The organism is Arsenicicoccus sp. oral taxon 190 (genome assembly GCF_001189535.1).
GTDB lineage: Bacteria > Actinomycetota > Actinomycetes > Actinomycetales > Dermatophilaceae > Arsenicicoccus.
Genome location: NZ_CP012070.1, coordinates 229,873 through 255,017, shown reverse-complemented (window position 1 = coordinate 255,017; position 25,145 = coordinate 229,873). Strand labels below are relative to the sequence as shown.

The 25,145-nt window shown below is 72.3% G+C and carries 21 protein-coding genes, 1 tRNA gene and 2 riboswitches; of the genes, 8 read left to right on the top strand and 14 right to left on the bottom strand.

Annotation, left to right across the window (positions count from 1 at the left end):
• Positions 1-51: 51 nt before the first annotated feature.
• Positions 52-1,065 (top strand): LacI family DNA-binding transcriptional regulator, encoded by a 1,014-nt coding sequence (locus tag ADJ73_RS01165; protein ID WP_050346735.1) that lies wholly within the window; start codon positions 52-54, stop codon positions 1,063-1,065.
• A gap of 161 nt (positions 1,066-1,226) precedes the next feature.
• Here ADJ73_RS01165 and otsB read toward each other — a convergent pair whose 3' ends face one another.
• Together otsB and ADJ73_RS01155 are read right to left on the bottom strand one after the other, a co-directional pair.
• A complete protein-coding gene (gene otsB / locus ADJ73_RS01160) occupies positions 1,227-2,015 on the bottom strand; it encodes a trehalose-phosphatase (protein WP_050346734.1) in 789 nt (262 codons plus the stop codon).
• Entirely contained in the window at positions 2,015-3,502 is a 1,488-nt protein-coding gene (locus ADJ73_RS01155; RefSeq protein WP_050346733.1) for an alpha,alpha-trehalose-phosphate synthase (UDP-forming), read from the bottom strand. The genes otsB and ADJ73_RS01155 overlap by 1 nt, the downstream gene beginning before the upstream one ends.
• 157 nt (positions 3,503-3,659) lie before the next feature.
• Between ADJ73_RS01155 and ADJ73_RS01150 the strand changes: the two genes are divergently transcribed.
• From ADJ73_RS01150 to ADJ73_RS01130, 5 genes are all read left to right on the top strand, one after another.
• Positions 3,660-4,088 (top strand): CBS domain-containing protein, encoded by a 429-nt coding sequence (locus tag ADJ73_RS01150; RefSeq protein WP_050346732.1) that lies wholly within the window; start codon positions 3,660-3,662, stop codon positions 4,086-4,088.
• A 72-nt stretch (positions 4,089-4,160) separates the two neighbouring features.
• Positions 4,161-6,044 carry a protein kinase domain-containing protein gene (locus ADJ73_RS01145; RefSeq protein WP_050346731.1) on the top strand — a complete coding sequence of 628 codons (1,884 nt, stop codon included), beginning with the start codon at positions 4,161-4,163 and terminating at the stop codon, positions 6,042-6,044.
• A 329-nt stretch (positions 6,045-6,373) separates the two neighbouring features.
• Positions 6,374-6,539: riboswitch (cyclic di-AMP (ydaO/yuaA leader) on the top strand.
• 4 nt (positions 6,540-6,543) lie between these two features.
• A complete protein-coding gene (locus ADJ73_RS01140; protein ID WP_050346730.1) occupies positions 6,544-7,344 on the top strand; it encodes a transglycosylase family protein in 801 nt (266 codons plus the stop codon).
• 399 nt (positions 7,345-7,743) lie between these two features.
• A riboswitch (cyclic di-AMP (ydaO/yuaA leader) is annotated at positions 7,744-7,928 on the top strand.
• Between the two features lie 11 nt (positions 7,929-7,939).
• Positions 7,940-8,470, top strand: a complete 531-nt coding sequence (locus ADJ73_RS17390; RefSeq protein ID WP_050346729.1) for a transglycosylase family protein — start codon at positions 7,940-7,942, stop codon at positions 8,468-8,470.
• 180 nt (positions 8,471-8,650) lie between these two features.
• Positions 8,651-8,723: transfer RNA gene (locus ADJ73_RS01130), tRNA-Thr, on the top strand.
• Positions 8,724-9,625: 902 nt separating this feature from the next.
• On the opposite strand, the gene ADJ73_RS01125 is transcribed toward ADJ73_RS01130, so the two are convergent.
• The gene (locus tag ADJ73_RS01125) at positions 9,626-10,810 is read right to left on the bottom strand and encodes a Fic family protein (protein ID WP_050346728.1); all 1,185 of its coding nucleotides are present in this window, start codon (positions 10,808-10,810) and stop codon (positions 9,626-9,628) included.
• Between the two features lie 423 nt (positions 10,811-11,233).
• On the opposite strand from ADJ73_RS01125, the gene ADJ73_RS01120 reads away from it, so the two are divergent.
• Positions 11,234-12,832, top strand: coding sequence for a GGDEF domain-containing protein (locus ADJ73_RS01120; RefSeq protein ID WP_156188055.1), 1,599 nt, complete (start codon positions 11,234-11,236; stop codon positions 12,830-12,832).
• A gap of 60 nt (positions 12,833-12,892) precedes the next feature.
• On the opposite strand, the gene ADJ73_RS01115 is transcribed toward ADJ73_RS01120, so the two are convergent.
• The 5 genes from ADJ73_RS01115 to ADJ73_RS01095 all read right to left on the bottom strand — a co-directional run bounded on the left by ADJ73_RS01115 (position 12,893) and on the right by ADJ73_RS01095 (position 17,817).
• Entirely contained in the window at positions 12,893-14,788 is a 1,896-nt protein-coding gene (locus tag ADJ73_RS01115) for an ABC transporter ATP-binding protein (RefSeq protein ID WP_082176652.1), read from the bottom strand.
• A 99-nt stretch (positions 14,789-14,887) separates the two neighbouring features.
• Positions 14,888-15,313, bottom strand: a complete 426-nt coding sequence (locus ADJ73_RS01110; RefSeq protein ID WP_050346726.1) for a hypothetical protein — start codon at positions 15,311-15,313, stop codon at positions 14,888-14,890.
• A gap of 159 nt (positions 15,314-15,472) precedes the next feature.
• The gene (locus tag ADJ73_RS01105) at positions 15,473-15,979 is read right to left on the bottom strand and encodes a YbaK/EbsC family protein (protein ID WP_050346725.1); all 507 of its coding nucleotides are present in this window, start codon (positions 15,977-15,979) and stop codon (positions 15,473-15,475) included.
• A gap of 70 nt (positions 15,980-16,049) precedes the next feature.
• The gene (locus tag ADJ73_RS01100) at positions 16,050-16,514 is read right to left on the bottom strand and encodes a DoxX family protein (RefSeq protein ID WP_050346724.1); all 465 of its coding nucleotides are present in this window, start codon (positions 16,512-16,514) and stop codon (positions 16,050-16,052) included.
• Between the two features lie 190 nt (positions 16,515-16,704).
• The gene (locus ADJ73_RS01095; protein WP_050346723.1) at positions 16,705-17,817 is read right to left on the bottom strand and encodes a PLP-dependent cysteine synthase family protein; all 1,113 of its coding nucleotides are present in this window, start codon (positions 17,815-17,817) and stop codon (positions 16,705-16,707) included.
• 113 nt (positions 17,818-17,930) lie between these two features.
• On the opposite strand from ADJ73_RS01095, the gene fgd reads away from it, so the two are divergent.
• A complete protein-coding gene (gene fgd / locus ADJ73_RS01090; protein WP_050346722.1) occupies positions 17,931-18,965 on the top strand; it encodes a glucose-6-phosphate dehydrogenase (coenzyme-F420) in 1,035 nt (344 codons plus the stop codon).
• Positions 18,966-18,978: 13 nt separating this feature from the next.
• On the opposite strand, the gene ADJ73_RS01085 is transcribed toward fgd, so the two are convergent.
• From ADJ73_RS01085 to ADJ73_RS01060, 6 genes are all read right to left on the bottom strand, one after another.
• The gene (locus tag ADJ73_RS01085) at positions 18,979-19,578 is read right to left on the bottom strand and encodes a thiamine phosphate synthase (protein ID WP_050346721.1); all 600 of its coding nucleotides are present in this window, start codon (positions 19,576-19,578) and stop codon (positions 18,979-18,981) included.
• The gene (locus ADJ73_RS01080; protein WP_050346720.1) at positions 19,578-20,390 is read right to left on the bottom strand and encodes a thiazole synthase; all 813 of its coding nucleotides are present in this window, start codon (positions 20,388-20,390) and stop codon (positions 19,578-19,580) included. The genes ADJ73_RS01085 and ADJ73_RS01080 overlap by 1 nt, the downstream gene beginning before the upstream one ends.
• A 6-nt stretch (positions 20,391-20,396) precedes the next feature.
• Positions 20,397-20,597, bottom strand: coding sequence for a sulfur carrier protein ThiS (thiS, locus tag ADJ73_RS01075; protein WP_050346719.1), 201 nt, complete (start codon positions 20,595-20,597; stop codon positions 20,397-20,399).
• The gene (gene thiO, locus ADJ73_RS01070; RefSeq protein ID WP_172669674.1) at positions 20,594-21,790 is read right to left on the bottom strand and encodes a glycine oxidase ThiO; all 1,197 of its coding nucleotides are present in this window, start codon (positions 21,788-21,790) and stop codon (positions 20,594-20,596) included. Before thiO ends, thiS begins: the two co-directional genes overlap by 4 nt.
• 171 nt (positions 21,791-21,961) lie before the next feature.
• Entirely contained in the window at positions 21,962-23,476 is a 1,515-nt protein-coding gene (locus ADJ73_RS01065; protein WP_050346718.1) for an acetyl-CoA hydrolase/transferase family protein, read from the bottom strand.
• A 210-nt stretch (positions 23,477-23,686) separates the two neighbouring features.
• The gene (locus ADJ73_RS01060) at positions 23,687-24,985 is read right to left on the bottom strand and encodes a trypsin-like serine protease (RefSeq protein WP_172669671.1); all 1,299 of its coding nucleotides are present in this window, start codon (positions 24,983-24,985) and stop codon (positions 23,687-23,689) included.
• Positions 24,986-25,145 lie beyond the last annotated feature (160 nt).

Here is a 25,145-nt window from a genome sequence, read left to right as displayed (position 1 = left end):
TCCCCCTCCAGGCCCCCGCCCGCGGTCACCGCAACGCTCGAGGAGACAGCCATGCGTCCGCCACGTCTCGTGGACATCGCCGCTCACGCCAAGGTGAGCGAGGCGACCGTGAGCCGTGTGCTGAACGACAAGCCCAACGTCGCCGAGTCGACCCGCCAGGCGGTGCTCACCGCGCTGGACGTCCTCGGTTACGAGCGCCCCTTCCAGCTGCGCCGCAAGACCGCCGGGCTGGTGGGGCTCATCGTCCCCGAGCTCGACAACCCGATCTTCCCGATCCTCGCGCAGATCATCGAGACCGCGCTGGCGCAGCACGGCTACACGGCGGTGCTGTGCACGCAGACCCCCGGCGGGATGCACGAGGACGACTACACCGAGATGCTGCTCGACCGGGGGGTCGCGGGGATCATCGTCGTCAGCGGGCAGCACGCCGACACCACCACCAGCCCGGACCGTTACCTGCGGCTGCGGGAGGGCGGCCTCCCGCTGGTGCTCGTCAACGGCTACTACCCGGGCATCGACGCGTCCTTCCTGTCCAACGACGACGTCGCGTCGATGGACCTGTCACTGACCCACCTCGTGCAGCTGGGCCACACCGAGATCGGGCTGGCGGTCGGGCCGGACCGCTACGTGCCGGTCATCCGCAAGATCGAGGGCTACCGCGCCGGGATGGAGCGGCTGCTCGGCCGCACCGACGTGGACGGCCTGGTCGAGACCACGTTGTTCAGCGTCGAGGGCGGGGCGTCGGCGGCCACCCGCCTCATCGGCAAGGGCTGCACCGCCATCGTGTGCGGCTCGGACCTGATGGCGCTCGGGGCGATCCGCGCGGCCCGGGCGCTGGGGCGGCGCGTCCCGGAGGACGTCTCGGTCATCGGCTACGACGACTCGGCGCTGATGGCCTTCACCAACCCGCCGCTGACGACGGTGCACCAGGCGGTCGTCGCGATGGGGGAGGCGTCGGTGCGCTCGCTGCTGGACGAGATCGAGGGCAGCCCCGTGCCGCGCACCGAGTTCCTCTTCCAGCCCGAGCTGGTCGTGCGCGCCTCGACCGCCCCCGCCCCCCGCTGACCCCCTCTCCCGACAACGTGGTCCCTTTTGGTGCGTGGAGCGCCAACAGAGACCACGATTGTGGGGCCCCTCCCGACAACGTGGACGGTTTTGGTGCGTGGGGCGCCAAAAGGGACCACGATCGTGGGGAGGGAGGGGAGGGGAGGGGACGTCGTGGGTGGTCAGCCGGCCGTATGCCGCTGCCGCTGCTCGACGAGGTGCTGCAGCACCTCTGCTGCGGCCTCCGGGGAGTCCACCCGCCACCCGGCCCGGGTGTCGCCCTCCCCGACCTTGAGGGACAGGTCGTGCTCGCGGCCGGCGGCGGCCATGGCGGCGAAGGCGCGCTCGTCGGTCACGTCGTCCCCGGCGTAGAACACGGCGTCCGCGCCGCACCACGCCGCGAGGTCGGTGACGGCGGAGCCCTTGTCGGCGTCCACCACCGACAGCTCCACCACGCACTTGCCCGGCATCACGTGGGCCTTGGAGTGCTGCGCCGCCAGGGCGACGGTGTCGGCGGTCGCCGAGTCGGCCACGGGCTCGTAGACGCCGCGGGTGTGCAGGACCACGGCGGCGGGCTTGCGCTCGATCCGGGTCCCCGGGTGCCGCTCCACGATCGCGGTGAGGCCCTCGTCGAGCGAGGCCAGCGCGAGCCGCTGCGGCCCGGTCAGCTCGTGCAGGCCGGCCTCGGGGCGGGAGGACTGGGCGCCGTGGCTGCCCACGAGCACCACGCCGTCGTCGGGCCCGATCCCCGTGAGCCGGGCCAGGGTGTCCAGGTCCCGCCCGGAGACGGCGGCCACGGTGGTTCGCGGCATACGGGCCAGGCCGCGCAACGCCTCGACCGTGCCGGGGAGGGGTCGCGAGGTCGACGGGTCCTCCACGAGGGGGGCGAGCACCCCGTCGAAGTCCGTGGCCACCAGGACCGTCGGGCTCGAGGCGAGCTCCTCGATCGCGGCCCGGATCGCGTCGTCCATCAGTGCTCCTCGTGGGTGTGGTCGCGGGTGGGCTTGCGGACCGGGCGCACCGGCTTGTTGGGGGCGGCCTCGAGGGCGTCGAGGAAGGCGCCGGCCCAGTGCTGCACGTCGTTGCGGCGGACCCGCCGGCGCAGCGCCTTCATCCGCCGTGAGCGCTCCTGCGGCGAGGCGTGGGCGGCGTCCAGGATGGCCCGCTTGAGACCGACGATGTCGTGCGGGTTGACGAGGAAGGCCTCGCGCAGCTCCTCCGCCGCGCCGGTGAACTCACTCAGGAGCAGCGCGCCGCCGTTGTCGTGGCGGCAGGCGATGTACTCCTTGGCGACGAGGTTCATGCCGTCGCGCAGCGGCGTGACGACCATGACGTCCGCGGCGAGGTAGAGCGCGGCGAGCTCCTCGCGCCCGTAGGCCTGGTGGAGGTACTCCATGGCGGGGGAGCCGATGGCGGAGTAGTTGCCGTTGATCCGCCCCACCGCCCCCTCGACGTGCTCGCGCAGGTCGATGTAGGCGTCGATGCGCTCGCGGCTCGGCGTCGCGATCTGGATGAAGGTGGTGTCGGCGCCGTCGAGCGAGCCGTCCTTGAGCAGCTCCTCGTAGGCCTTGAGGCGGTGCCGGATGCCCTTGGTGTAGTCGAGCCGGTCGATGCCGAGCAGCAGCAGGCTCGGGTCGCCCAGCGACGCGCGGATCTCCCGGGCCCGCGCCCGGACGGAGGGGGTCCGGGCCAGCTCGTCCATGGACCGGAAGTCGACGGAGATCGGGACGCAGGCGGCGCGGACGTCGTGGCCGCCGGTGACCTTGCCGACGTGGATGACGTCGCCCTTGACGGTCATCCCGAGGATGTGGCGGCAGGCGCGCAGGAAGTTGCCGGCGTCCCCGGGCCGCTGGAAGCCCAGGAAGTCGGCACCGAGCAGTCCCTCGAGGATCGCTGCGCGCCAAGGGATCTGGGCAAACAGCTCCACCGGCGGGAAGGGGATGTGGTCGAACCAGCCGATCCGCACGTCGGGCCGCAGCTGGCGCAGGAAGGCCGGCACCAGCTGGAGCTGGTAGTCGTGGACCCAGACCGTGGCGCCCTCCGCGGCGACCTCGGCGAGGGTCCGGGCGAACCTCTCGTTGACCTCGCGGTAGACGTTCCACCACTTGCGGTGGAACTGCGCGGGCACGATGACGTCGTGGTAGACCGGCCACAGGGTGTCGTTGCTGAACCCCTCGTAGTAGGCCTGCACCTCGTCCTCGGAGAGAGGCACGGGGTGCAGCCGCATCCCGGCCTCGTCGAACGGCTCGGGCGCCTCGCCCGCCTCACCGGACCACCCCACCCACACGCCGTCGCGGTCGGCCATCACCGACTCCATGGCCGTCACCAGGCCGCCGGGGCTGCGGTGCCAGCTGACGTTGCCGTCCTCGTCGACCACGCGGTCGACGGGCAGCCGGTTGGCGGCGATGACGAAGTCGAAGGTGGATGAGGGTCGGGACGATCCAGCCGAGTCCGCCATGGTCGGGCTGCTCCTTCGGGTCACGTGGATGGGTCGGCGGCCGTATGCCGGTCACGCCGCCCCTGCACCTACCCGGTGCGCTGCCATCGTAGGCACAGCGGTCCGGGGAGCGACCCCCTGGTGGCGCGCCCGGGACCGCACGGACTAGCGTTCTGACATGAAGATCTCCGACGTGGTCAAGAGCAAGGGCGCTGACGTCGTGACCCTGCGACCGGACGCCACCGTGAGCGAGCTCCTGCGGGTGCTGGCCGAGCACAACATCGGGGCCGTGGTCGTCAGCGACGACGGCGAGGCCGTGAGCGGCATCGTCAGCGAGCGCGACGTCGTCCGGCACCTGGGTCGCGCCGGCGCCGAGATCCTCGAGCAGCCGGTCACCCACATCATGACGGCCGAGGTCCACACCTGCTCGCTCGGGGACGAGATCGAGGAGCTGGCGGGGGCCATGACCGAGCGGCGGATCCGGCACGTGCCGGTGGTCGAGGACGGCCGGCTGACCGCCATCGTCACCATCGGCGACGTCGTCAAGCACCGGATCAGCCAGCTGCAGGACGAGCGCGACCACCTGGTCGGCTACATCAACCAGTAGTGACCGCATCGTCACCTGCCCGCTGAGCCGGGGCCCAGCGGGCGCCGAGGCCGACGCCGTACCGTGGACGTCATGAGCACGTCGTCGACCACGCCGCCCGCAGGGCTGCCCCAGGCCTACGACACCCTGGGCCCCTACCGCCTGGCCGGGACGCTGGGGGAGGGCGGCATGGGGGTCGTCTACCTCGGCCTGGACCGGGCCGGGCGGGCCGTCGCGATCAAGGCGCTGCGGTCGCACATCGCCGGGGACCCCGAGGCGCGGGCCCGGCTGGCGCGCGAGGTGACGACGCTGGAGCGGGTGCAGCACCCGCGGGTGGCTGCGGTGCTCGACGCCGACCCCGACGGGCCGCGGCCCTACATCGTGACCCGCTACGTCCCGGGGCCGCCGCTGGACGACTACGTCCGCGTGCACGGGCCGTTCCGCGGCGACGCGCTGGTGCGCTTCGCGCGCGGGCTCTACGAGGCGCTGCAGGCGATCCACGCGGCGGGCGTGGTGCACCGCGACCTCAAGCCGGGCAACGTGCTCATCGTCGACGACGAACCGGTCGTCATCGACTTCGGCATCGCCCACGTGGCCGACGACGTGAGGCTGACCAGCACCGGCCTCGTCATGGGGACGCCCGGATACCTCTCGCCCGAGGTCCTCGAGGGCGGCCGGGTCACCGAGTCCACGGACTGGTGGGGCTGGGCGGCGTCCCTGGCGTATGCCGCCACGGGGTCACCCCCCTTCGGCAGCGGCCGGGTCGACGTCATCCTCGACCGGGTGCGGGCCGGCCACCACGACCTCGCGGGCGTGGACGCCCGGCTGCGGCCCCTGCTCGCGGCGGCGCTCGCGCCGGACCCGGTGCAGCGGCCCGCGGCGGGCACGGTCGTGGAGGCGCTGGAGCAGGCCGCCCGCGGCGACACCCCGCGTCTGGGGATCGGGGCGTCGGGGCGCACGGAGCTGATCCCGGTCGTGGGATCGTCCGCGGCGACGCAGCTGGTCTCGCCCGCGACGGAGCACGTCCCGGCGGCGACGGAGCACGTCTCACCTGCCGGGGGGCGCGCCGAGCCGTGGGCCGGGCAGGCGCCCGCGCCCACCCGGGGCGCTCCGGCCGGGCCGGGCAGCACCCGGGTCATGCCGGCGGTCGGTGGCGGGGCGGCCTATGCGGGGTTCCGGCCGGCGCCCCAGGTCGGGGGTGCGGGAGCCGGTGGGGGCTCGGCATACGGGCCGGTCGCCCCGGTGCAGGGGGCGCCTGTGCAGGGGGCGTCTGTGCAGGGGGCGCCTGTGCAGAGAGCCTCCGTGCAGGGGGCCTTCGTGCACGAGACGCCGGTGCAGGGGGCCTCGGTGCTGCCGGCCGTCGATCCTCGGCTCGGCAAGCCGGCCCGCACCGGGCAGCTGATCGGGCTCACGGCCGTCGTCGCGGCGCTCGCGACGGCCTGGCCGGTGCTCGCGCTCGCGGTGGGCGTGGTGTGGTCGGTGCTGGCGCGGACCGTGGACCGGTCGGTGACCGCCACCGTGATCCGACGCCACGAAGCGGGTGGGGCCCGGAGCACCGACGTGGCGGTGGCGGCGGTGCGCAGCCCGTTCCAGCTGGTGGCGGCGGCCGCCTCCACCGTGCTGTGCGGGCTGCTCGGGCTCGTCGCCGCGGTGGCCGTGAGCTTTGCCACATCCCTGCTGCTGCGGCTGGCGCTCGGCCACTCCGTCCCGCCGACCGCCTCGATCCCGCTCGCGGTCGGCGCGCTCGCGGGCTGCTGGACCTGCTGGTGGGGAGCCGGGGGGATCTCGCTGCGGCGGGGCTCGCGGATGCTGATGCGCGGCCTCACTCCCGGGCCGCTGACCAGGGACGTCGTTACCGCGCTGCTGGTGGCGCTGGCCGCCGGGCTGGCCCTGTGGACGCTGCTGCGGCATGGCGTGCCGGGGTGGTGGCCGCTGCAGGAGGCGCCGCTCGGCGGGGCGGTGGACTGGCAGTTCTGAGGCGGCGTGCGGCCGGCGCCGAGGCGGCCTGAGCCGGCCTCGAGCCGGCCTCGAGCTGGCCCCGATCCTGCCTCGACCCCGCCTCGATCCGTCCAGGGCGGGCCCAGGGTGACGGCGAGGGTTCCCCCGGTCGAGGGGAGATTCGTGCGGGGCGGCGTGGCTCGGTTTGGGATCGGGTGCCGATCGTGCCTAGGGTCGTAGACGCGGCGACCACCCGTCCTGGACGTGGTCGGATCGTCCGTGTCGCGGGGTACCACCTCGCCTCGGGGAACAATTTGATAGTCCCGAATTCATTTGTCGGACACGCCCGTTGCGCCGAGCAGCACCCGACGGGCGGCATGCCGGACCACCTCTGTCGTCCGGGTCCCAGGGTGCTGGTGGAGGACCCACTCGTGACTCGCGTCTCGCGAGTCTTGGGGTGAAGCCGCGTCAGCGGCCGGACACCTGACCGTCCGAACCCGACAGCTCACTTCACAGGCGTCGTCAGGAAAGGAACCCTGTGCGCAACGCACCTCGTCACGCCATCAAGACCCCCCGTACCGCTCGCTGGGCCACCACCGGCCTCGCCGCTGCGGCCCTGACCGTCGGAGGTGGCATCGCCACCGCGGGCTCCGCCCACGCCGACGACGTCTGGGACCGCGTCGCGGCCTGCGAGTCCGGTGGCAACTGGAACATCAACACCGGCAACGGCTACTCCGGTGGCCTGCAGTTCACCCCGAGCACGTGGCGCGCCTACGGCGGCTCCGGCTCCGCCCAGAACGCCTCCAAGGCCGAGCAGATCGCGGTCGCCAAGCGCGTCCTGCAGGGCCAGGGCCCGGGCGCGTGGCCCGTCTGCTCCCGCAAGGCCGGCCTGACCCGCGGCAGCGGCGGCGCCGCCTCCGGCACCGCCGAGGTCCGCGCCTCCCGCTCGACCGAGCGCAAGGCCGTCTCCACCGAGCGCTCCTCGCGCAAGGTCTCGGAGCAGGGCACCAAGCGCTACACCGAGAAGACCGTCTCCACCCCGAAGAAGTCCTCCACCAAGACGACCTCCGCGTCGACCCGCGCCGCCTCCACCGTCGGCTACCCGGGCGCCTCGGCCTTCGTCCTGGGTCACAAGGACGACGCCGTCACCCTGCTGGGCAAGCGCCTGCAGGCCCACGGTTTCGGCAACTTCTACAAGGTGGGGCCCGGCCCGACCTTCACCGAGGCTGACAAGGCTGCCGTGGCCGCCTTCCAGAAGTCCCTCGGCTGGACCGGCTCGGACGTCAGCGGTTACCCCGGCCCGGTCACCTGGGCCAAGCTGATGGCGCCCGCCAGCTGAGCTGACGCTCTCCGTCGCAGGGGGCCGATCCCGATGGGGTCGGCCCCCTGAGGCATGCCCGCGGAAGGTCCGACCGTGTCCGAGCTCTGTCTGAATGTGCTGTGCTCGTGTGGGGTCGGACGCGCACGGGCATGGCACATGTGAGGAACGCCACAATCACTACGCTGGGTGACCGGTCAACTGTGACGCCACGGGGCAAATCCGCCCAGGAGATCACCGCTGCGTGACCGAGCGGGCCGCGGAGACGCTCCCGACCGCCCACCCCAGGTTTGTCTCAGAAAGATAACGGCCCTTAAGGTTGCTCCCAGCCGCGACTGCCATGGGCAGGGGCGGCTGATCGCGGAGAGGCCCTCTCCGTCTCGGGACACAACTCCATAACCCCGAAATTTGAGAATGCGCATGCCCACCACGCCGAAGGTCATCCGGTGGGCATCGGCCGCCGGAGCCACTTCCGGGCGCGGGATGACCGTGGAGGACCCAATCCGACCCTGTGCGCAGGGTCTTGGGGTGAAGCCGCAGCAGCGGCCGGGCACCTGACCGCCCGAACCCGACAGCTCACTTCACAGGCGTCGTCAGGAGAGGAACTCCCCCCACCATGCGTTTCACCCCCCGTCACGCTGCCCCGAAGCGCGCCACCAAGCGCATCGCCACCGTCGGCCTGACCGCTGCTGCCCTCACCGTGGGCGGCGGCCTGGCCACCGCGTCGACCGCCTCCGCCGCCACCAACTGGGACGCCATCGCGGCGTGCGAGTCCGGCGGCAACTGGTCGATCAACACCGGCAACGGCTTCTACGGCGGCCTGCAGTTCACCCGCTCCACGTGGCTCGGCTACGGCGGCGGCGCCTACGCCCCCACCGCCAACCGCGCCTCCCGCGCCCAGCAGATCGCCATCGCCGAGCGCGTCATGGCCTCCCAGGGCCCCGGCGCCTGGCCGGTCTGCTCGCGCCGCGCCGGTGCGACCGCGTCCCGCTCGACCGTCCGCAAGCCGGTCCAGCGCGTCGTCAAGACCACCAAGAAGCGCGTCGTCAAGAAGAAGCGCTACGTCTCCAAGAAGCGTTACGTCATGAAGAAGCGCTACACCCGCTCGGGAAAGCGCTACTACGTGCGCGTCTACGTCCGCCGCTGATCCCGGGCGCCCCGGCGCCTGCTCAGCTCGCGGAGGGCCCGCTCCACCCCGACTCGGGGGAGGGAGCGGGCCCTCTGGCGTCGGGGTCGGGTGCAGGGGAGTTCGTCCCGGCCGACCGCCCCCACTAGGATCGGACGGCACGTATGACGGAAGCCCGCCCGTAGGGGCCACCGTCATCCCGCTGGAGTGGCGCAATCGGTAGCGCACCTGTCTTGTAAACAGGTGGTTGAGGGTTCGAGTCCCTTCTCCAGCTCTGTTCCCGCAGGTCACAGCCCGTTTCTCGGCTTCACGGGTCACCCGTCTCAGCCCCTTCCAGGCCTGTTTCGGGTCCGACACGCCGAGGAGCCCCCCCAAACTGAGTTGTGGGCTGCTCCCGGTTAGCGGCTCGCCTTAAGACGAGCCGGTTCCCCAGGTGCTTGATTCATCTCGGCGGGCGGGCTCATCACTGCTCTGCCGTCGGTAGGCCGTTGACGCAATCTCGCGGCGTGTGTCATCCACGACCTCGGCCTCGAAGGCCAGGGTCTTGATGAACGCGCTGATTCTCTCGGCCTCACGTCGCGACAGATTCTCGGGGAGCGTGATCTTCCCCTGCAAACCGGCCCTGATCGGGAACGGGTACGTGATGAGGCCAGGGGCGACAGGCAGTGAACGTCGGCGTCACTGCTGACGCCCGCCGCGAGGTAGACGCGGGCGAACACGTGCCACAGGTCATGGAGTCGCGTGCGGGGCGAAGTTGCGCCGGTCGCGTGCCGTCTGCCTCGATGCGCTGCGGAGCATCCTCCGTAGGGTTTAGCCGGCCGCTCGCGAAGTTCGGGGCGGGCGGGTAGACGAGCCGGTCGCGAGGCTCGGCATGGGCGTACGGGGCGCGAGTGGCGGGGTCGATTGCTGAGTCGCAACCGGTCCGTTTTAGGTCCGAAACCGGCGAGTCGGGGTGGGGCGGCGTGCCCAAAGTGGTGACTGTGCAGATCAGGGCGGGTGGACAGACGTCTGAGCAGGTCAGAGCGGGTATCCGGCCCGACTCGTCCCGCCCCGTAGCCGACGCCTCGGGAACAGGTGGTTGAGGGTTCGAGTCCCTCCTCCTGGGCCGTCTGTGCAGCCCAGGGGCTTTGCGTACGTCTTCGAGCGGCGGGGTGATGGCCCTCGGCCAGGTGGCGGCTAGTCGAGGGCAGGAGGGTCCGCATAGAGCATGGGTGCCTCCAGCACGTCGAACACCTCCTGTGCGAGCCAGGTCTCCCGACCGCCGCGTCCGAAGGTGCCCAGACTGCGAACAAAACCTTGGTCCTCGGCGCGACGGATGAGGTTGCGCGCCCCCTGGTTGGTCACCTCCAGCGCTGCCTGTACAGACCGTACAGTCAAGAAGGGGTTGTGGACGATGAGCTCCACCAGCGCCGGCAGACGCGATCGGTCCTGCGCTACGCGGGCCCGGTAGCCTTCTCTGATTCCGATCAGCCGTTTCGACCTAGCCACGCCATCGTTCGCCTGCTCGGTGACGGCGTGCAGGAAGAAGTGGAGCCAGCTGTCGATGTCACCACGCTCACGCACGCCCTGGAGCGCGGCGTAGTACTCCTGCCGGTGGGCCTCGAAGTAGCTCGACAGGTAGAGGAGCGGATGGGGGAGGCGCCCTCGCTCCTTCAGTATCACGTTGATGAGCAAGCGACCGATGCGGCCGTTGCCATCCAAGAAGGGGTGGATGGTCTCGAACTGATAGTGCATCATCGCCGCGTGGACGAGGACAGGGAGGGTGGGGGCGGGTTCATTTACGAATCGCTCCCAGTCGGTCAGGAGCGCCCCGATCTCGTCGGGGAGCGGCGGCACGTAGGTGGCGGTCTCCGGAGTCGCGCCGGCGTGGCCGACCCACACGGGTGTGAGTCGGAAAGCGCCAGGATTCTTCTCCTCCCCGCGGACGCCACGGAGCAGGGTCTCGTGAACTTCCAGGATGAGCCGCTGGGTGATGGGGAGCTCTGCGCTGAGGCGGTAGGCAAGGTCGGTGGCGTCCAGGTACCGGCGAACCTCATCGACGTCATCACTGCCCGCCTGGGCGTCGACCTCGGCCTGAAGGAGGTCCGACAGCGAGGCTTGGGTGCCTTCGATGCGAGACGAAGCGAGAGCCTCGCGACGCAGGTAGGGCCCGATGAGCGTGCTCGGATCGGTGATGAGGGTGCTGAGCCCGGCCAGGTTGCCAAGGGCCGTGTCGGCCTCCGATAGCGCCATCACCACGTGCATCGGCAGCGTGAGGCTTCGGGGGATGGGCTTCGGTTGGTAGTGCGTGAAGGCCCACCTGTCCCCAGGGCGGCGCACCGCAGCGCCGAACTGGCTGTCGATGAAGTCTGACGGGTCCACGCGAGACTCCTAACTCGATGGGAGATCGTTGGGAGCGGGTCTCTATCCCAACCACTTGGAGCGTGACGGCGATACTCCAACTATAGACGTATCTGTGTTGGAGCGATGGCCTGCATTGTGGGTATGCGTTGGAGCGTTCGCCGAGAACTCCAAGTCGGAACCCGGGCCATTGGGAGCGTGGCCTGAACCAAGGGCGGAGCCAGCCGACATCAGGCCGCGCCTCGAGCATGCACGGGCACCAGTGCTTGGCCTGGCCGCGGGTGGCGCGATTCAGGAACGCGCTGCAGGTCCGAATTGTCCTGACCCGCAAACTGATCCGCCGCCCACCCCGCCACCCCCGCCCCGGCGGCGCGCTTCGACCCGGCACCCCGACCGTCCGCGTGCCAAGGTAAACCCCTCACTCAGAGTGCACAGGGGGTGACGGTGCAGCGAGAACGCCTCGACGAGCTGCTGCTGCAGCGGCTCGGCCTGCCCGGGCGGGGCTGGACGACGACCACGCGCTGTGCGCATCTCGGGCTCGTCGGCGCGGGGCTGGTCCTCGTCACGGCGGTCGCGCTGGGTTCCCCGCCGTTCCTGGCACTGGGGGAGCACGCCGGGTTCGTGGCACTCCTGGTGGGGCTGCGGTTCTGGGCCGGCCTCAACCCCATCGTCATCCGCCGCGCCGGCATCGCCAACGAGACCATCCTCGAGGGCGGGGTCCTGGTCCTCGCGCTCGCCGCGCTGGGCCCCGGCCCCGGCACCGCGCTGTGGCTGGCCAGCTCGCTGGCGCTCGAGCTCGTCCAGCGCCACTACCTGTCGATCGCCCTGCTCAACACGGCGCTGCGGACCTTCCCCGGCGTGGCCGCAGCGGGCCTGCAGGTCGCCGTGACCGCCGGCGGCTGGCCGACCAGCCGCGCCGACCGCAGCGCGGTGGTGGGGCTGACGGTGGGGGCGGCATACGGGCTGGTGGAGTCGATCCTCAGCGACCTGGCGTCGCGGTGGATCTCGGGGCAGCTGGGCGCGCCGGTGCGGTGGTCCTCCCTGGGTCTCGCCGCCCTGGTGGGGGCGGGGCTGGGCGTGCTCGCCGGGCTCGCGCTCTGGATGTCACCGCCGGTCGAGGCGGCGATCGTGCTCGCGCTGCCGCTGGTGCTGGTGGCGCGCCTCGTCCGCGTCACGGTCGAGCGCGCCGACGGCCAGCAGTCCAACTGGATCCTGCTGAACGCCATCACCCGGCTCGCCTCGGCCGAGGAGCTGGTGGAGGTCGAGCGCGTCGTGCTCCAGGCCGCGACCGCCCTCGCACCCGCCTGCACCGTGGACATCACCACCGAGCCGCCGCTGCGCAACCGCCGCAAGCTCTGGTTGCCGCTGTCGTCACCCGGCCAGCCGACCGCCCCGCTCGACCACAGCCACGCCGCGGAGACGCGCTGGCTGCGGGCGACCCTGCGCACCTACGACGTGTCCCTGCCCTGCCACGAACGCGAGGCGCTCAGCGCCCTCGCCGCGGCCGGCCACGCCGCCACCGACCGCATCACCGAGCGCAACGACATGCACTGGCTCGCGCGGCACGACGCCCTGACCGGGCTGCTCAACCGCAACGGATACTGGCAGCTCGCGTTCGACGAGCTCCCGGACGGTATGCCGGCCGGCGCGCTGCTCATCGACCTGGACCGGTTCAAGACCGTCAACGACGTCTTCGGGCACGCCGTCGGCGACGAGGTGCTTCTCGCGGCGGCGGAGGCGCTGCGGGCGGTCCTGCCCAGCGACGCGGCCGCGGCTCGCTGGGGCGGCGACGAGTTCGTGGTGCACGTGACCGGCGACGCCGCCGTCGCCCGGCTCGAGCAGCTCGGCCACGAGGTCATCGTCGCGGTCGAGGACGCGGCCGCCGAGCTGATCCCGCGCGGGATGGTCTCGGCCAGCGTGGGATACGCCACCACCGAGGACGGGACCCGCGTGGACGCCGTCGAGCTGCTGCAGCGCGCCGACCAGTCGATGTACTCCGCCAAGCGCGCCGGGCGGGCGACGGTGCGCGGCCACCGGCTGTGAGGCGGGAGCGCCGGCGGCGGCTGAGGCGAGCTGCGGCGGGCTGAGGCGGGCTGAGGCGGGTTACTGCGCCGTCTGGTAGGCGTTGAGGTAGGAGTCCTCGCCGCGGCGCTGCAGGGCCAGGAGCTCGGCATACACCCCGCCGGAGGTGGCCAGCTCGGCCGGTGAGCCGATCTCGTCCACCTGGCCGTCCTTGATCGTGACGATCCGGTCCACGCTCGCGATCGTCGACAACCGGTGCGCGATGATCAGCGAGGTGCGGCCGGCCATCAGCTGCTCGAGCCCGGCCTGCACGGCCCGCTCGGAGCGCGTGTCCAGGGCGCTGGTGGCCTCGTCGAGCACCAGGACCGAGGCGTCCTTGAGCATGGCGCGGGCCACAGAGATGCGCTGCTTCTGACCGCCGGAGAGCTTGAGCCCGCGCTCGCCGATCATGGCGTCGAGCTCACCGTCCAGGCCCCCGATGAAGACGCTGGCGTTGGCGCGCTCCGCCGCGAGGGCGACCTCGTCCTCGGTGGCGGTGGGGTGGCCGTAGCGGATGTTCTCCCCGACGGTGTCCGAGAAGAGCGAGGGGTCCTGGAAGACCAGGGAGATCCGCCGCCGCAGCTCGTCGTGGGGGAGCGTGGCGATGTCGACCCCGTCGATCCGGATCTGCCCGCCGCGCAGGGGATAGAGGCCGAGCAGCAGGTTGACGAGCGTCGTCTTGCCGCCGCCGGACTCGCTGACCAGGGCGACCCGCTCGCCGCGCCGCAGGTCGAAGGTCACGTCGCGCAGCACGTCCGGGCCGTCGCCGTAACCGAACCGCACGTCCTCGAACTCCAGCACCGGCGCGTGCTCGTCGCGGACCGGCAGCTCGGGCATCTCGCTGACGTGCTGCACCTCGGCCGCCGCCATCACCCGGAAGTAGTCGCGCGACCCCGCCACCGCCCGCTGCGACGCGTCGAGCACCCAGCTCATCATCTCGACGGGCATGCGGGCCATGGCGATCAGCTGGATCAGCAGCACCATCTGCCCGACCGAGAAGCCGCCGTCGAGGGTGCGCCAGAAGATCAAGAGGTACATCGCGGCGAAGGTCAGGTTGAGCACGCCGCGACGGATCACGTCCATGGTGTGCCAGTGCCGCGACTGCTTCTTGGTCGTGGCGTCGGTGCGCAGGAAGTGGTCGGTGAAGGTGTCGAGCTCGTGCCGCTCGCGGGTGAACGACCGCACCACGCGGATCTGCCCCACCACCTCGGCGAAGCGACCCCCGGCGGTGTCGACGTGGAGGTTCTTGTCGGCCTCGAGCCGCTGCCAGGTGCGCGACGTGAGCCCGGTCAGCCACACGTAGGTGGGGAACACGAAGGCCAGCAGCAGCGCCAGCGGCCAGTAGTAGATCGCGCTGATGACCAGCACCGCGGCGGTCTGGATCAGCATCGTGAAGAACGTGTTGGCCAGCGACTTCGCGAAGTTGGAGACCTCGGTGATCGACCGGTTGAGCCGCGACACGATCGACCCGGTCATCTCCTCGTCGAACCAGCTCTGCGGCAGCCGCAGCAGCTTGTCGAGGTAGCGCGTAGACAGGATCGCGCGGATCCGGTTGCTGAGCACGTCGCCGGTGTAGCCCCCGATGTTGGACACCAGCGTGCTGATCAGCTCCGCCGCGAGGATGGCGAGCGTGAGCACCGCCAGCGTCGGCAGCACGCTCGTGCCCCGCCCATCGCGCACCGCGCCGACGATGAGGTCCGTGGCCCGCCCCACCAGGAAGGGGGTCGCGAGCCCCGCCGTCGCGGTGACCACGGCGCACGCCGCGACCCCCAGGTAGTAGGGGCGCAGCTCGCTCGTGAACCGGATGATGTGGGCCAGCGACGCGAAGAGACCCTCGGGGCGGGCGGGGTCGGAGGCGGTGCCGTCGCGGCCGGCGCCCTGGCCGGCGTCGCTGGCGTCGTCGGCGTCGCGCGTGGCAGGGCTCACGCTGGTGCTCATCGGGGACTCCTCGCTGGCGGTGCTCCGCGGCCGTCGGGGACTGCGCGGGGCGGACACCCGGTCAACGCCGCCGGCGGCGATCGTCTTCCCCGCGGCAGGTCAGCACAGGTCGAGCAGCGCCTCGGCATAGGCGCACTCGAGGTCCGTGTGCCTCGTATGCCGTTGCCGCTGCCCGTCGTCGGTGACGACCCGCCATACGGGCTGTGGCTCGGGGTCCTCGGTCTCGGGGTGCTCGGTCTCGCGGTGCACCGACCGGAGGCGGTCGCCGAGGAGCTCGCGCAGCTGGTCCTCGCGGGGCAGCCAGACGGTCTGGTCCAGGCCTACCGAGTCGAGGGCCCACTCGGTGGTGCCGTTGAAGCCGAGGACGGACTGGTCGGCGTAGTGGTGCAGCTCGATCGTCAGGTCGCTGATCCAGTAGGTCTGGTCGGCGAGGGTGTCGACGTCGATCGCGAACCGGTCGCCCGGCCGCGGCTCCCACAGCACGCCTGCCGCGGCGAGGCGACGGGCCAGCTCGAGCGTCAGCATCCGCCCATCCTGCCTCACGACGCCCCCTGGCCTCGCCATTGGTCACCAATGACCGGATCGGCCCCGATGTGAACGATCCATAACGTCATTGGTGACCAATGGCGCCAGCAGCAGCAGCAGCAGCAGCAGCGGCAGCGGCAGCGGCGGCGGGGGTGGGCGTCAGTCGTGGGCGACCTGCACGACCTCGCCGCCCGTGATGCGCACGAGCTCGTCGAAGGTCGTCGGGAAGAGGGTGTGCGGCGTGCCGCCGGCGGCCCACAGCTGCTCATGCCCGCGCAGCGCCTCGTCGACCGCGGTGCGCAGCGGCGCCGGGTGACCCAGCGGAGCCACGCCACCGATGACCTGCCCTGTGGCCGAACGCACCTCGTCGGCGTTGGCCATGTGCGCCTCGACCACCCCGAGGGCTCGCTCGAGGACCTCGAAGTCGACCCGGTGCGCCCCGCTGGTCAGCGCGAGGATCGGCGCCCCGTCGGCCATGATCACGAGCGAGTTGGCGATGGCGCCGACGTCACACCCCATCGCGTCCGCCGCCTCCCGAGCGGTGCGGGCCGAGTCGGGGAGCAGGCGGATCCGGCCGGAGGCGCCGGCGGACTCGAGCGCGGCCTGCACCTCACGGCTGCGGCGCGGGAGGTCGGAGGGGGAGGTGGCGTCGGGCGCGGTCGTCATACGGCTCAGCCCATCACGGGCGCCCGTATGCCGCCAACCGCCGCCCGCCCCTCGGTGCGGCAGCGACCGCTCAGGAGCGGCGGCGACGGCGTCGGCGCTCGCCGTCGGGGGATGTCAGCACCTGGTCGAGCGAGAGGTCCCCGGGGCTGGTCAGCGCGAGCAGCAGCGCCGCCACGCCGATGGCGGCCACCAGCTCCCACCCGCCCTTGTCGACGAGCACGCCGTGGCCGCGGTGGACGAAGGCATAGGCCCCGCACATCAGCAGCGCCACCAGCGCGCTCGCCACCCACGTGAAGAGCCCGAGCAGGATGCAGATCCCGCCCACCAGCTCGATCGTCGCGGCGAGGATCGCGGAGAGGGTGGGGACGGGCACCCCTGACCGCGCCATCTGCGCGGCCACCCCGTCGATCCCGAGGATCGTGAACTTCTGCCACCCGTGGGCGATCAGCACGAGCCCGAGCAGGACCCGGCACCCCAGCAGCAGCACCGCGCGCACGGGGTTGTCCGAGAAGGGGGTCTGGTGGAGCGAGGCCATGCGGGCCACCCTAAGGTTCCGGCGGACGCCGCGGGGTGCTGGCGAGCCGTCGCAGAGTGGCCGCAGAGCCGTCGCAGAGTGGACGCAGGTACGACGTCTGGGGCGGCCTGGCGTGGCATCCGCGACCAGTCTGTGCCCATCACGCCCGCCACGCGCCCGTCGGCCCGCCCGACCCCCCCAGGTCGGAAGGTCAGGGCTCCAGCCAGACACCCTCGTCCAGGGCGCGCTCGAACGTCGGGATCCACCGGTCGATGTCGAGTCCCTTGCGCGACAGCCACTCTCGCGAGTAGTAGCTGTCGGCATACCGACCCCCGCCGTCGCACAGGAGCGTCACGACAGACCCCTGCTCGCCCCGGGCGCGCATCTCGCAGACCAGCTTGAGCGCCCCGAAGAGGTTGGTGCCGGTGGAGCCGCCCGCGAAGAGCCCGGTGCGCGAGCGCAGCACGTGGATCCCCGCGATGGAGGCGGCGTCGGGCACCGAGATCATGCGGTCGACCACCCCGGCGATGAAGCTCGGCTCCACGCGGGGCCGCCCGATGCCCTCGATCCGCGACGCGACGCAGGTCGTCACGCCCCGGTCCTCCTCGCACCACCCGTCGAAGAAGGCGGAGTTCTCGGGGTCGGTGACGCACAGGCGGGTCAGGTGGCCGCCGTAGCGCAGGTGCCGTCCGATCGTGGCCGAGGTGCCGCCGGTCCCGGCGGCGGTGACGATCCACGTGGGGTCGGGGTAGGGCTCCAGCGCCAGCTGGTCGAAGATCGACTCGGCGATGTTGTTGTTGCCGCGCCAGTCCGTGGCGCGCTCGGCGAAGGTGAACTGGTCCATGTAGTGCCCGCCGAGCTGCTCGGCGAGCTCCATGGCGCGGGGGTAGAGCTGCGCCGGGTCGTCCACGAACTCGCAACGCCCCCCGGCGAACTCGATGAGGTCGACCTTGGCGGGGCTGGTGGAGCGGGGCATGACGGCGATGAAGTCCAGCCCCAGCAGCCGCGCGAACCACGCCTCGCTCACGGCCGTCGACCCGCTGGACGCCTCGATGATCGGGGTGTCGGGGCCGACCCAGCCGTTGCACAGCGCGTAGAGGAACAGCGACCGGGCCAGGCGGTGCTTCAGCGACCCGGAGGGGTGGGTGGACTCGTCCTTGAGGTAGAGCCGGATGCCCCACGCCTCGGGGAGCCGGACCGGCAGCAGGTGGGTGTCCGCGGACCGGTTGCCGTCAGCCTGCACGGCCCGTATGGCGGCCGCCACCCAGGTCCGGCGGGCGGGGTCGAAGCGATCCACGTCACGGGCGACGGCCTGCTCGGTCATGGCCGCAGCGTAGCCCGCGGGCCTAGTGTGGGACGGGCCCGGGGCCCCGTCCCCGGGTGCCCGGCCCCCACCCTCACGGACGGGCACCGACCAGGTCGACGAAGGAGATCCCCATGGCGCCACGGATCGGGTACAAGGCATCGGCCGAGCAGTTCGCGCCGCGCGACCTCGCCGGCTACGCGATCCTCGCCGAGGAGCTCGGCCTCGACAGCGCGTTCATCGCCGACCACTTCCAGCCGTGGCGGCACACGGGCGGCCACGCCCCGTCGAGCATCCCCTGGCTCGCCCACGTCGCGGCGCGCACCGAGCGGATCCTGGTGGGGACCTCCGTGATGACGCCGACCTTCCGCTACAACCCCGCCATGGTGGCGCAGGCCTTCGCGACGCTGGCGTGCCTGCACCCGGGGCGCATCGTCCTCGGCGTCGGCACCGGCGAGGCCCTCAACGAGATCGCCGTGGGCTCCGTGGAGGGGGACTGGCCGGACTTCAAGGAGCGCTTCGCCCGGCTGCGCGAGGCCGTCGAGCTGATGCGTCGCCTGTGGACCGAGGAGCGCGTCACCCACGAGGGCACCTACTACCGCACCCAGGACGCCACGGTCTACGACCGCCCCGAGTCCCCCGTGCCCGTCTACGTCGCCGCCGGTGGCCCGATGGTCGCGCGGTACGCCGGGCGCAAGGGCGACGGCTTCATCTGCACCTCGGGCAAGGGTCGTGAGCTGTATGCCGACCAGCTCGTCCCCGCCGTTGTCGAGGGCGCCGCCAAGGCCGGTCGTTCCGCCGACGAGCTGGACCGGATGATCGAGATCAAGCTGTCCTACGACCCGGATCCCGCTGCGGCGCTGGAGAACTGCCGCTTCTGGGCGCCGCTGTCGCTGACCGCCGAGCAGAAGCACTCGCTGCACGACCCGGCCGAGATGGAGGCGGCGGCCGACGCCCTGCCGATCGAGCAGGTGGCCCGCCGCTGGATCGTCGCGTCGACCCCGGAGGAGGTCGTGGAGCAGGTGCGGGAGTACACCGACCTCGGCTTCGACCACCTCGTCTTCCACGGCCCGGGGCACGACCAGGAGAGGTTCCTGCGGACCTTCGCCGAGCAGGTCGTGCCGGCGCTGCGGTCGCTGACCGTCGGGCCGCTGCCGGCCGCCGGCTGACCCGGCCGCCGGCTCACCCGAGGGCTGCGAGCAGGTCCCGTATGACGCTCCCCGGGTCGCCGGCACGCATCACCTCGCCCATGACCGCCACGCCGTGGGCGCCGGCCGCTACCGCCTCGGCGGCGTTGCGCGGCGAGATGCCGCCGAGCGCAAGGACTCTCGTCCCGTCCGGTGGCGCGGCATCGAGGACCCGACGGAGGCCGGCAGGTCCGAGCGCGGGGCCGTAGCCGGGCTTGGAGGCGGTCGCGGCATACGGCGACAGCGTGACGTAGTCGCACCCCTGCGCCACCGCCGCCCGCAGCTCGGCCTCGTCGTGCACGGAGCGGCCCACGACCAGCGGACGGCCGGTCCAGGGCGGGTCGGTCGCGCGCAGGTGGAGGCCGTCCGCCCCTGGCCCGAGGTCCGGGGCGGCGACCAGGAGGCGGCCGCCGACGGGGTGCAGCAGCCGCGCGAGCTCGCTCGCCAGGCGGGTGCGCTCGGGGGTGGGCAAGGCGCGCTCGCGCAGCAGCACCCAGCGCGCGTCGGCGTCGACGCACCGCGAGACCTGCTCGACCAGCGACCGGCCGGGCGGCAGCTGGGACCGGTCGGTCAGCACGAGCAGCCGGGGCGCCATCAGTCGATGCGCCCCTCCATCGGCGAGGAGGCCAGCGCGTGCCGCCGCACCGGGATCCGCCCCGCCGACCAGGCGAGCCGCCCGGCGATCGTGGCGTGCCGGATCGCCGCGGCCATCGCCGCCGGGTGCTCGGCGCGGGTGACCGCGGACGCCACCAGCACGGCGTCGCAGCCGAGCTCCATGGCCAGCGCGGCGTCCGAGGCGGTGCCGATGCCGGCGTCGAGCACGACTGGCACGGATACGGATTCGCGGATCAGCTCGATGTTGTGGGGGTTGCGGATGCCGAGGCCGGAGCCGATCGGCGAGCCGAGCGGCATGACGGCGGCGCACCCGAGGTCGGCGAGCCGGCGGGCTACCACCGGGTCGTCGGTCGTGTAGGGCAGGACCGTGAACCCGTCGTCGACGAGCTGCTCGCAGGCGTCGAGCAGCTCGACGGCGTCGGGCAGCAGGGTGCGGTCGTCGGCGATGACCTCGACCTTGATGAGGTCGGTGCCGAGGGCCTCCCGGGCCAGGCGCGCGGTCAGGACGGCCTCGCGCGCCGTGTAGCACCCGGCCGTGTTGGGCAGCAGGCGGCAGTCGAGGCGACGCAGCAGGCCGAGCGTGTCGTCGTGGCCGCCGAGCGACACCCGCCGCATCGCCACGGTCACGAGGCTCGGGCGGGCGGCCAGCACGGCCTGCTCGAGGTCCTGGATGCGCCGGGCGCCTCCGGTGCCGAGGAAGAGGCGGGACTCCAGCTCGAGGTCGCCGAGGACGAGCCGGTCGTCGCCGGGGACCTCGGTGGCGGGGGCGATCTGGGCTGCGGTGTCGGTCATGGTGGATCAGCCTCCCTGCATGGCGGTGACGATCTCGACGCGGTCCCCGTCCACGAGGGTCCGCCCGGTCCAGGCGGTGCGGGGGACGACGTGCTCGTCCACGGCCACCGCGATGCCCTGCGGGACCAGCCCGAGGTGCTCGACGAGCGCCGCGACGTCGCAGGCGTCCGGGACGTCGCGGGTGTCGCCGTTGACGACGATCTTCATGGGGTGCTCCTGCTGGTCGGGGTGGGGGTCGGGGTCGGGGTGGGGGATGGGGTTCGGGACAGGGTGCCGGTGAACCGGTCGGGCGTGAACGGACGGGCGGCCGCCACCGACGTGGCGCCGTCCAGCACCAGCTCGGCCACGACCTGCGCGGTGACGGGAGTCAGCAGCATGCCGTGACGGAAGTGGCCGGTAGCCACCACGAGGCCGGGGGTCGTCGCGAGCCCGAGCAGGGGGGCGTTGTCCGGGGTGCCGGGCCGCAGCCGCGCGACGGCGTCCAGCAGCCGCAGCTCGCCCACCTCGGGCAGCAGCGCGGTGGCGGCCCGCAGCAGGTCCAGCAGGCCGCGCCCGGTGACGTGGGTGTCGTCGAGCTCCTCGGAGGTGGCCCCCACCACGAGCTCCCCGGTGCTGCGGGGGATCAGGTAGACGTGGTCGCCGTGCACCGTGCCCCGCACGGTGTGGCCGAGCAGGCCCTGGGCGCCGGCCAGCCGCAGGATCTGGCCCTTGACCGGCCGGATCGGGAGGGTGAGCAGGTCCGCGACGCCCGGCACGCGGGCGCTCTCGTGGCCGGCCGCGAGGACCACCGCGTCGCCGCGGGACTCCTGCGGGTTGCCGTGGTCGCTGGCACCGACGCCCACGACCCGGCCGTCGACGACCAGTGGGGCGCCCCGCCGCGGCACCAACGAGACCCCCGCGCGCAGGCAGGCCGTCAGCAGACCCTGCACCACCAGGCGGTTGTCGACGGACAGGTCGCTCTCGACGAGCAGCGCGGTGCGGGCGCCGGGCGCCAGGGCGGGCGACAGCCGACGCAGCTCCCGCGTCGACAGCCGCGAGTAGGGCAGGTCGTAGCGGTCGAGCAGCTCGGCGGCGCGCCATACCTGCCGGGCGTCGTCGAGGTCCAGGCCCACGTGCAGGGCGCCGGTCTGCTGCAGCTCGGGGTCGATGCCCGAGGCCGACCCCAGCCGCGCCGCGAAGTCCGGCCAGAGCCGGTGGGAGTCGAGCAGCAGCCCGAGCAGCTCCTGCTCGTCGTAGGACGCCTCGGACACCGGGGCCAGCATGCCCCCCGCCGCGTGGGAGGCGCCCTGGCCCGGGGTGGGGTCCCACAGCTCCACCGTGCTGCCGCGGCGGGCGAGCTCCCAGGCGCAGGCCAGCCCGACGACACCGCCGCCGAGGACGATCACGTGGGGGCCGGGCATCGGGGCCACCTTTCTCCCGGGCCCGCATGACCGGGCCGGTGCGGCGGTCGAGACCGGCGACAGGTCTCCTCTCAGCCCGGTGCTCCGGGCTCCCGCGAGGACGCTCGCAGTCTAAGCCGTATGACGACGGCCGCCCCACCCGCAGGTGAGACGGCCGTCGGGCGCGCCCGATCACGCCGGTCGCATCGTCCCCGTCTGCATGAACCTCTCGTGCCAGGAGAAGGCCTCGGCCAGCAGGTGCGGCGTCTGCAGGCCCCACGCGCCGCGCTGCGCCCGGTCGAAGTAGTCCTGCAGCATCGGCCTGAAGTCCGGGTGCGCGCAGTGGTCGATGATCCGCTGCGCGCGCTTGCGTGGCGAGCAGCCGCGCAGGTCGGCCAGGCCCTGCTCGGTGATCAGCACCTGCACGTCGTGCTCGGTGTGGTCGACGTGGGTGACCATGGGGACGATGCACGACAGCGCGCCGCCCTTGGCGGTCGACGGCGTCACGAACGTGGACAGGTAGGCGTTGCGGGCGAAGTCGCCGGAGCCGCCGATGCCGTTCTGGATGCGCGAGCCCATGATGTGCGTCGAGTTGACGTTGCCGTAGATGTCGGCCTCGATCAGGCCGTTGCTCGCGATGACGCCGAGCCGCCGGATGACCTCGGGGTGGTTGGAGATCTCCTGCGGCCGCATGATGATCCGCCTGCGGAAGAAGTCGATGTTGTCGTTGAACCGCTGAACTCCCTGCGGGGACAACGAGAATGCCGTCGCGGAGGCCACCTCGATGGTGCCGTCCTCGATGAGGTCGAGCATGCCGTCCTGGAGCACCTCGGTGTAGGCCTTCAGCCCCGTCCACGGCGACTCGGACAGGCCCGCGAGCACCGCGTTGGCGATGTTGCCGACGCCGCTCTGCAGGGGCAGCAGCCCCTCCGGCATACGGCCGGCGCGGACCTCGAGCTGCAGGAAGTCCATGAGGTGCCCCGCGATGGCCCTGGAGTCCTCGTCCAGCGCCTTGAAGGCGGTGTTGCGGTCGGGTGCGTCGGTCTCGACGATGGCGATGATCTTGTCCGCCGGGCACCGGAAGTGGGTCTCGCCGATGCGGTCCGCGGCGTCGACGATCGGCACCGGCTTGCGGTGCGGTGGCAGGGCGGTGCCGTAGTAGATGTCGTGCATGCCCTCGAGCTCGAGCCGCTGCCAGGAGTTGACCTCGAGGATCACCTTGTCCGCCTGGTCGATCCAGGTCTTGTTGTTGCCGACCGACGCCGACGGGAGCAGGGTGCCGTCCTCGGTGACCGCGGCGACCTCGACGAGGGCGACGTCGAGCCTGCCGAGGAAGCCCTCCCAGGTCATCTGGGCGACGTGGGACAGGTGGACGTCGATGTACTCCATCGTGCCGGCGTTGATCTTGGCGCGGCTGATCGGGTCGGACTGGTAGGGCAGCCGCAGCTCGACGCCGTCGGCCTCGGCGAGGGCGCCGTCGAGCTCGGGGGCGGTCGACGCGCCGGTCCACACCCCGACCCGGAAGTCGTCGCCACGGGCGTGGGCCTCGGTCATGCGGGCGGCGAGGGCTGCGGGGACGGCCTTGGGGTAGCCCGCGCCGGTGAAACCGCTCATCCCGACGTTGTCCCCGTGGTTGATCAGGGCCGCGGCGGCGTCGGCCGACATCACCTTGGCGCGGAGGGCAGGGTTGGCGACGCGAGTGCTCATCGGCGGTCCCGTCTGATAGGCGCGGAGCTGGATCGGTCCTCCCACCCTAGGGATCCGTCCGGGCGGGTCGGAGGGCGGGGTGGCCCGGGGATCGACGCATGCGACACAGATCTCGTATGCCGACGGCCGGCCGCCCCGGGGTGGGACGGCCGGCCGTGCTGCTGTGGTGCTGGTGGTGCGGTTGTGCTCTGGTCCGGGTGGACCGGGGTGCTACTGGACGGCGACGTCGTCGAAGACGAAGCTCGTCTGGGCCGAGGAGTCCTCGGTGGCGGCGAACTTCAGGGTGACGGTCTGCCCGGCGTAGCTGGACAGGTCGACGGTCTTCTGGACGTAGCCGCTGGTGGTGGTCAGGTTGCTGTAGGACGCGACGGTGGTGCCGTTGACGGTGACGGTGGCCTTGTCGTAGGCGGTGTAGCTGGAGGTCTCGTCGGTGTCGACGGCGACCCAGAAGGTGAGCTTGCCGTTGGTGGGGACGGTGACGCTCTGCTGCTCGGACTCGCTGGCGGTGGAGCCGTTGCCGCCGAGCCAGAGCTTCCAGCTGCCGGAGTGGGCGGCGCGGCCGGAGTTGTTGGTGATGGGGCCGCTGGTGCCGGTCCACCCGGTCTGGCCGGACTCGAAGCCGCCGTTGACGACCGTGTTGGTGCCCGGGGTCGGCGTGGGCGTCGGGGTCGGGGTCGGGGTCGGCGTCGGCGTCGGGGTGGGGGTCGAGCCGCCGGGCTGGGTCCCGCCGACCGCGTCGATGGCCGCGAGGATCTGGGTGCGGTAGGCCGAGATCTTGGTGTAGTGGCCGGGGTCGGTGGCCCGGGCGCAGCCGACGCCCCAGGAGGTGATGCCGACCTGCACGTCGCGGCCGTAGGAGTTCTTGGCGAAGAGCGGGCCGCCGGAGTCGCCGTTGCAGGTGTCCTTGCCGGCGGTGCCGTTGCCGCCGGCGCAGATCTCGGCGTCGGCATACGGCAGGCAGCCGTTGCCGGTGTGCAGCGGCAGGTCGACCTGCTGGAGGTACTGCGTGCTGGCGCCGCCCTCGACCAGGCGGCCCCACCCGATGGCGGTGAACCACGGGGGGCGGTCGAGCGAGCTGTCCGCGGTGATGGGGGCGAAGGTCGTGATGGTGGACGGGCGGTCGAGCTTGCCGACGGCCCAGTCGCCGTTGCGCGGGCCGCCGCCGGTCTTCCAGCTGACCACCGCGCGGGACTCGCCCTGGGTGTAGTCGACCTTGCCGATGAGGGCCTGGACCTTCATCGTCGCGGGGGTCTCGTCGAGGCAGTGCTGCGCGGTGAGGATGGTGTCCGGGCTGATCAGGGAGGCGCCGCAGCCGAAGGTGCCGCCCGAGGTGGTCATCTTGAGCTTGACGGCCATGGGCCAGCGGCCCTCCGGGGCCTGGCTGCCGCCGACGATGGGGTTGATGGGGGTCCCGGCCTGGGCGGCGGGGGCGATCGCCCTGACGCCCGCGAGGGCGGCCGCGGCCGCGAGGGACACGAGGGCAGGGCGACGAACAGTCCGATGGCGCATCGATGACACCTGTGAGTGAGCACGGCCTGGGGATGGAAGGGCCGTATGGGCGATCATCCTGGCCTGCGGAGGGCCCCCTGTCTAGACCTTCCGGACACCCAATGTTTCTCGATCGGTCAACACGTCACTCAAGGCGCAGAGGGCACGCTCCGTCACGGAG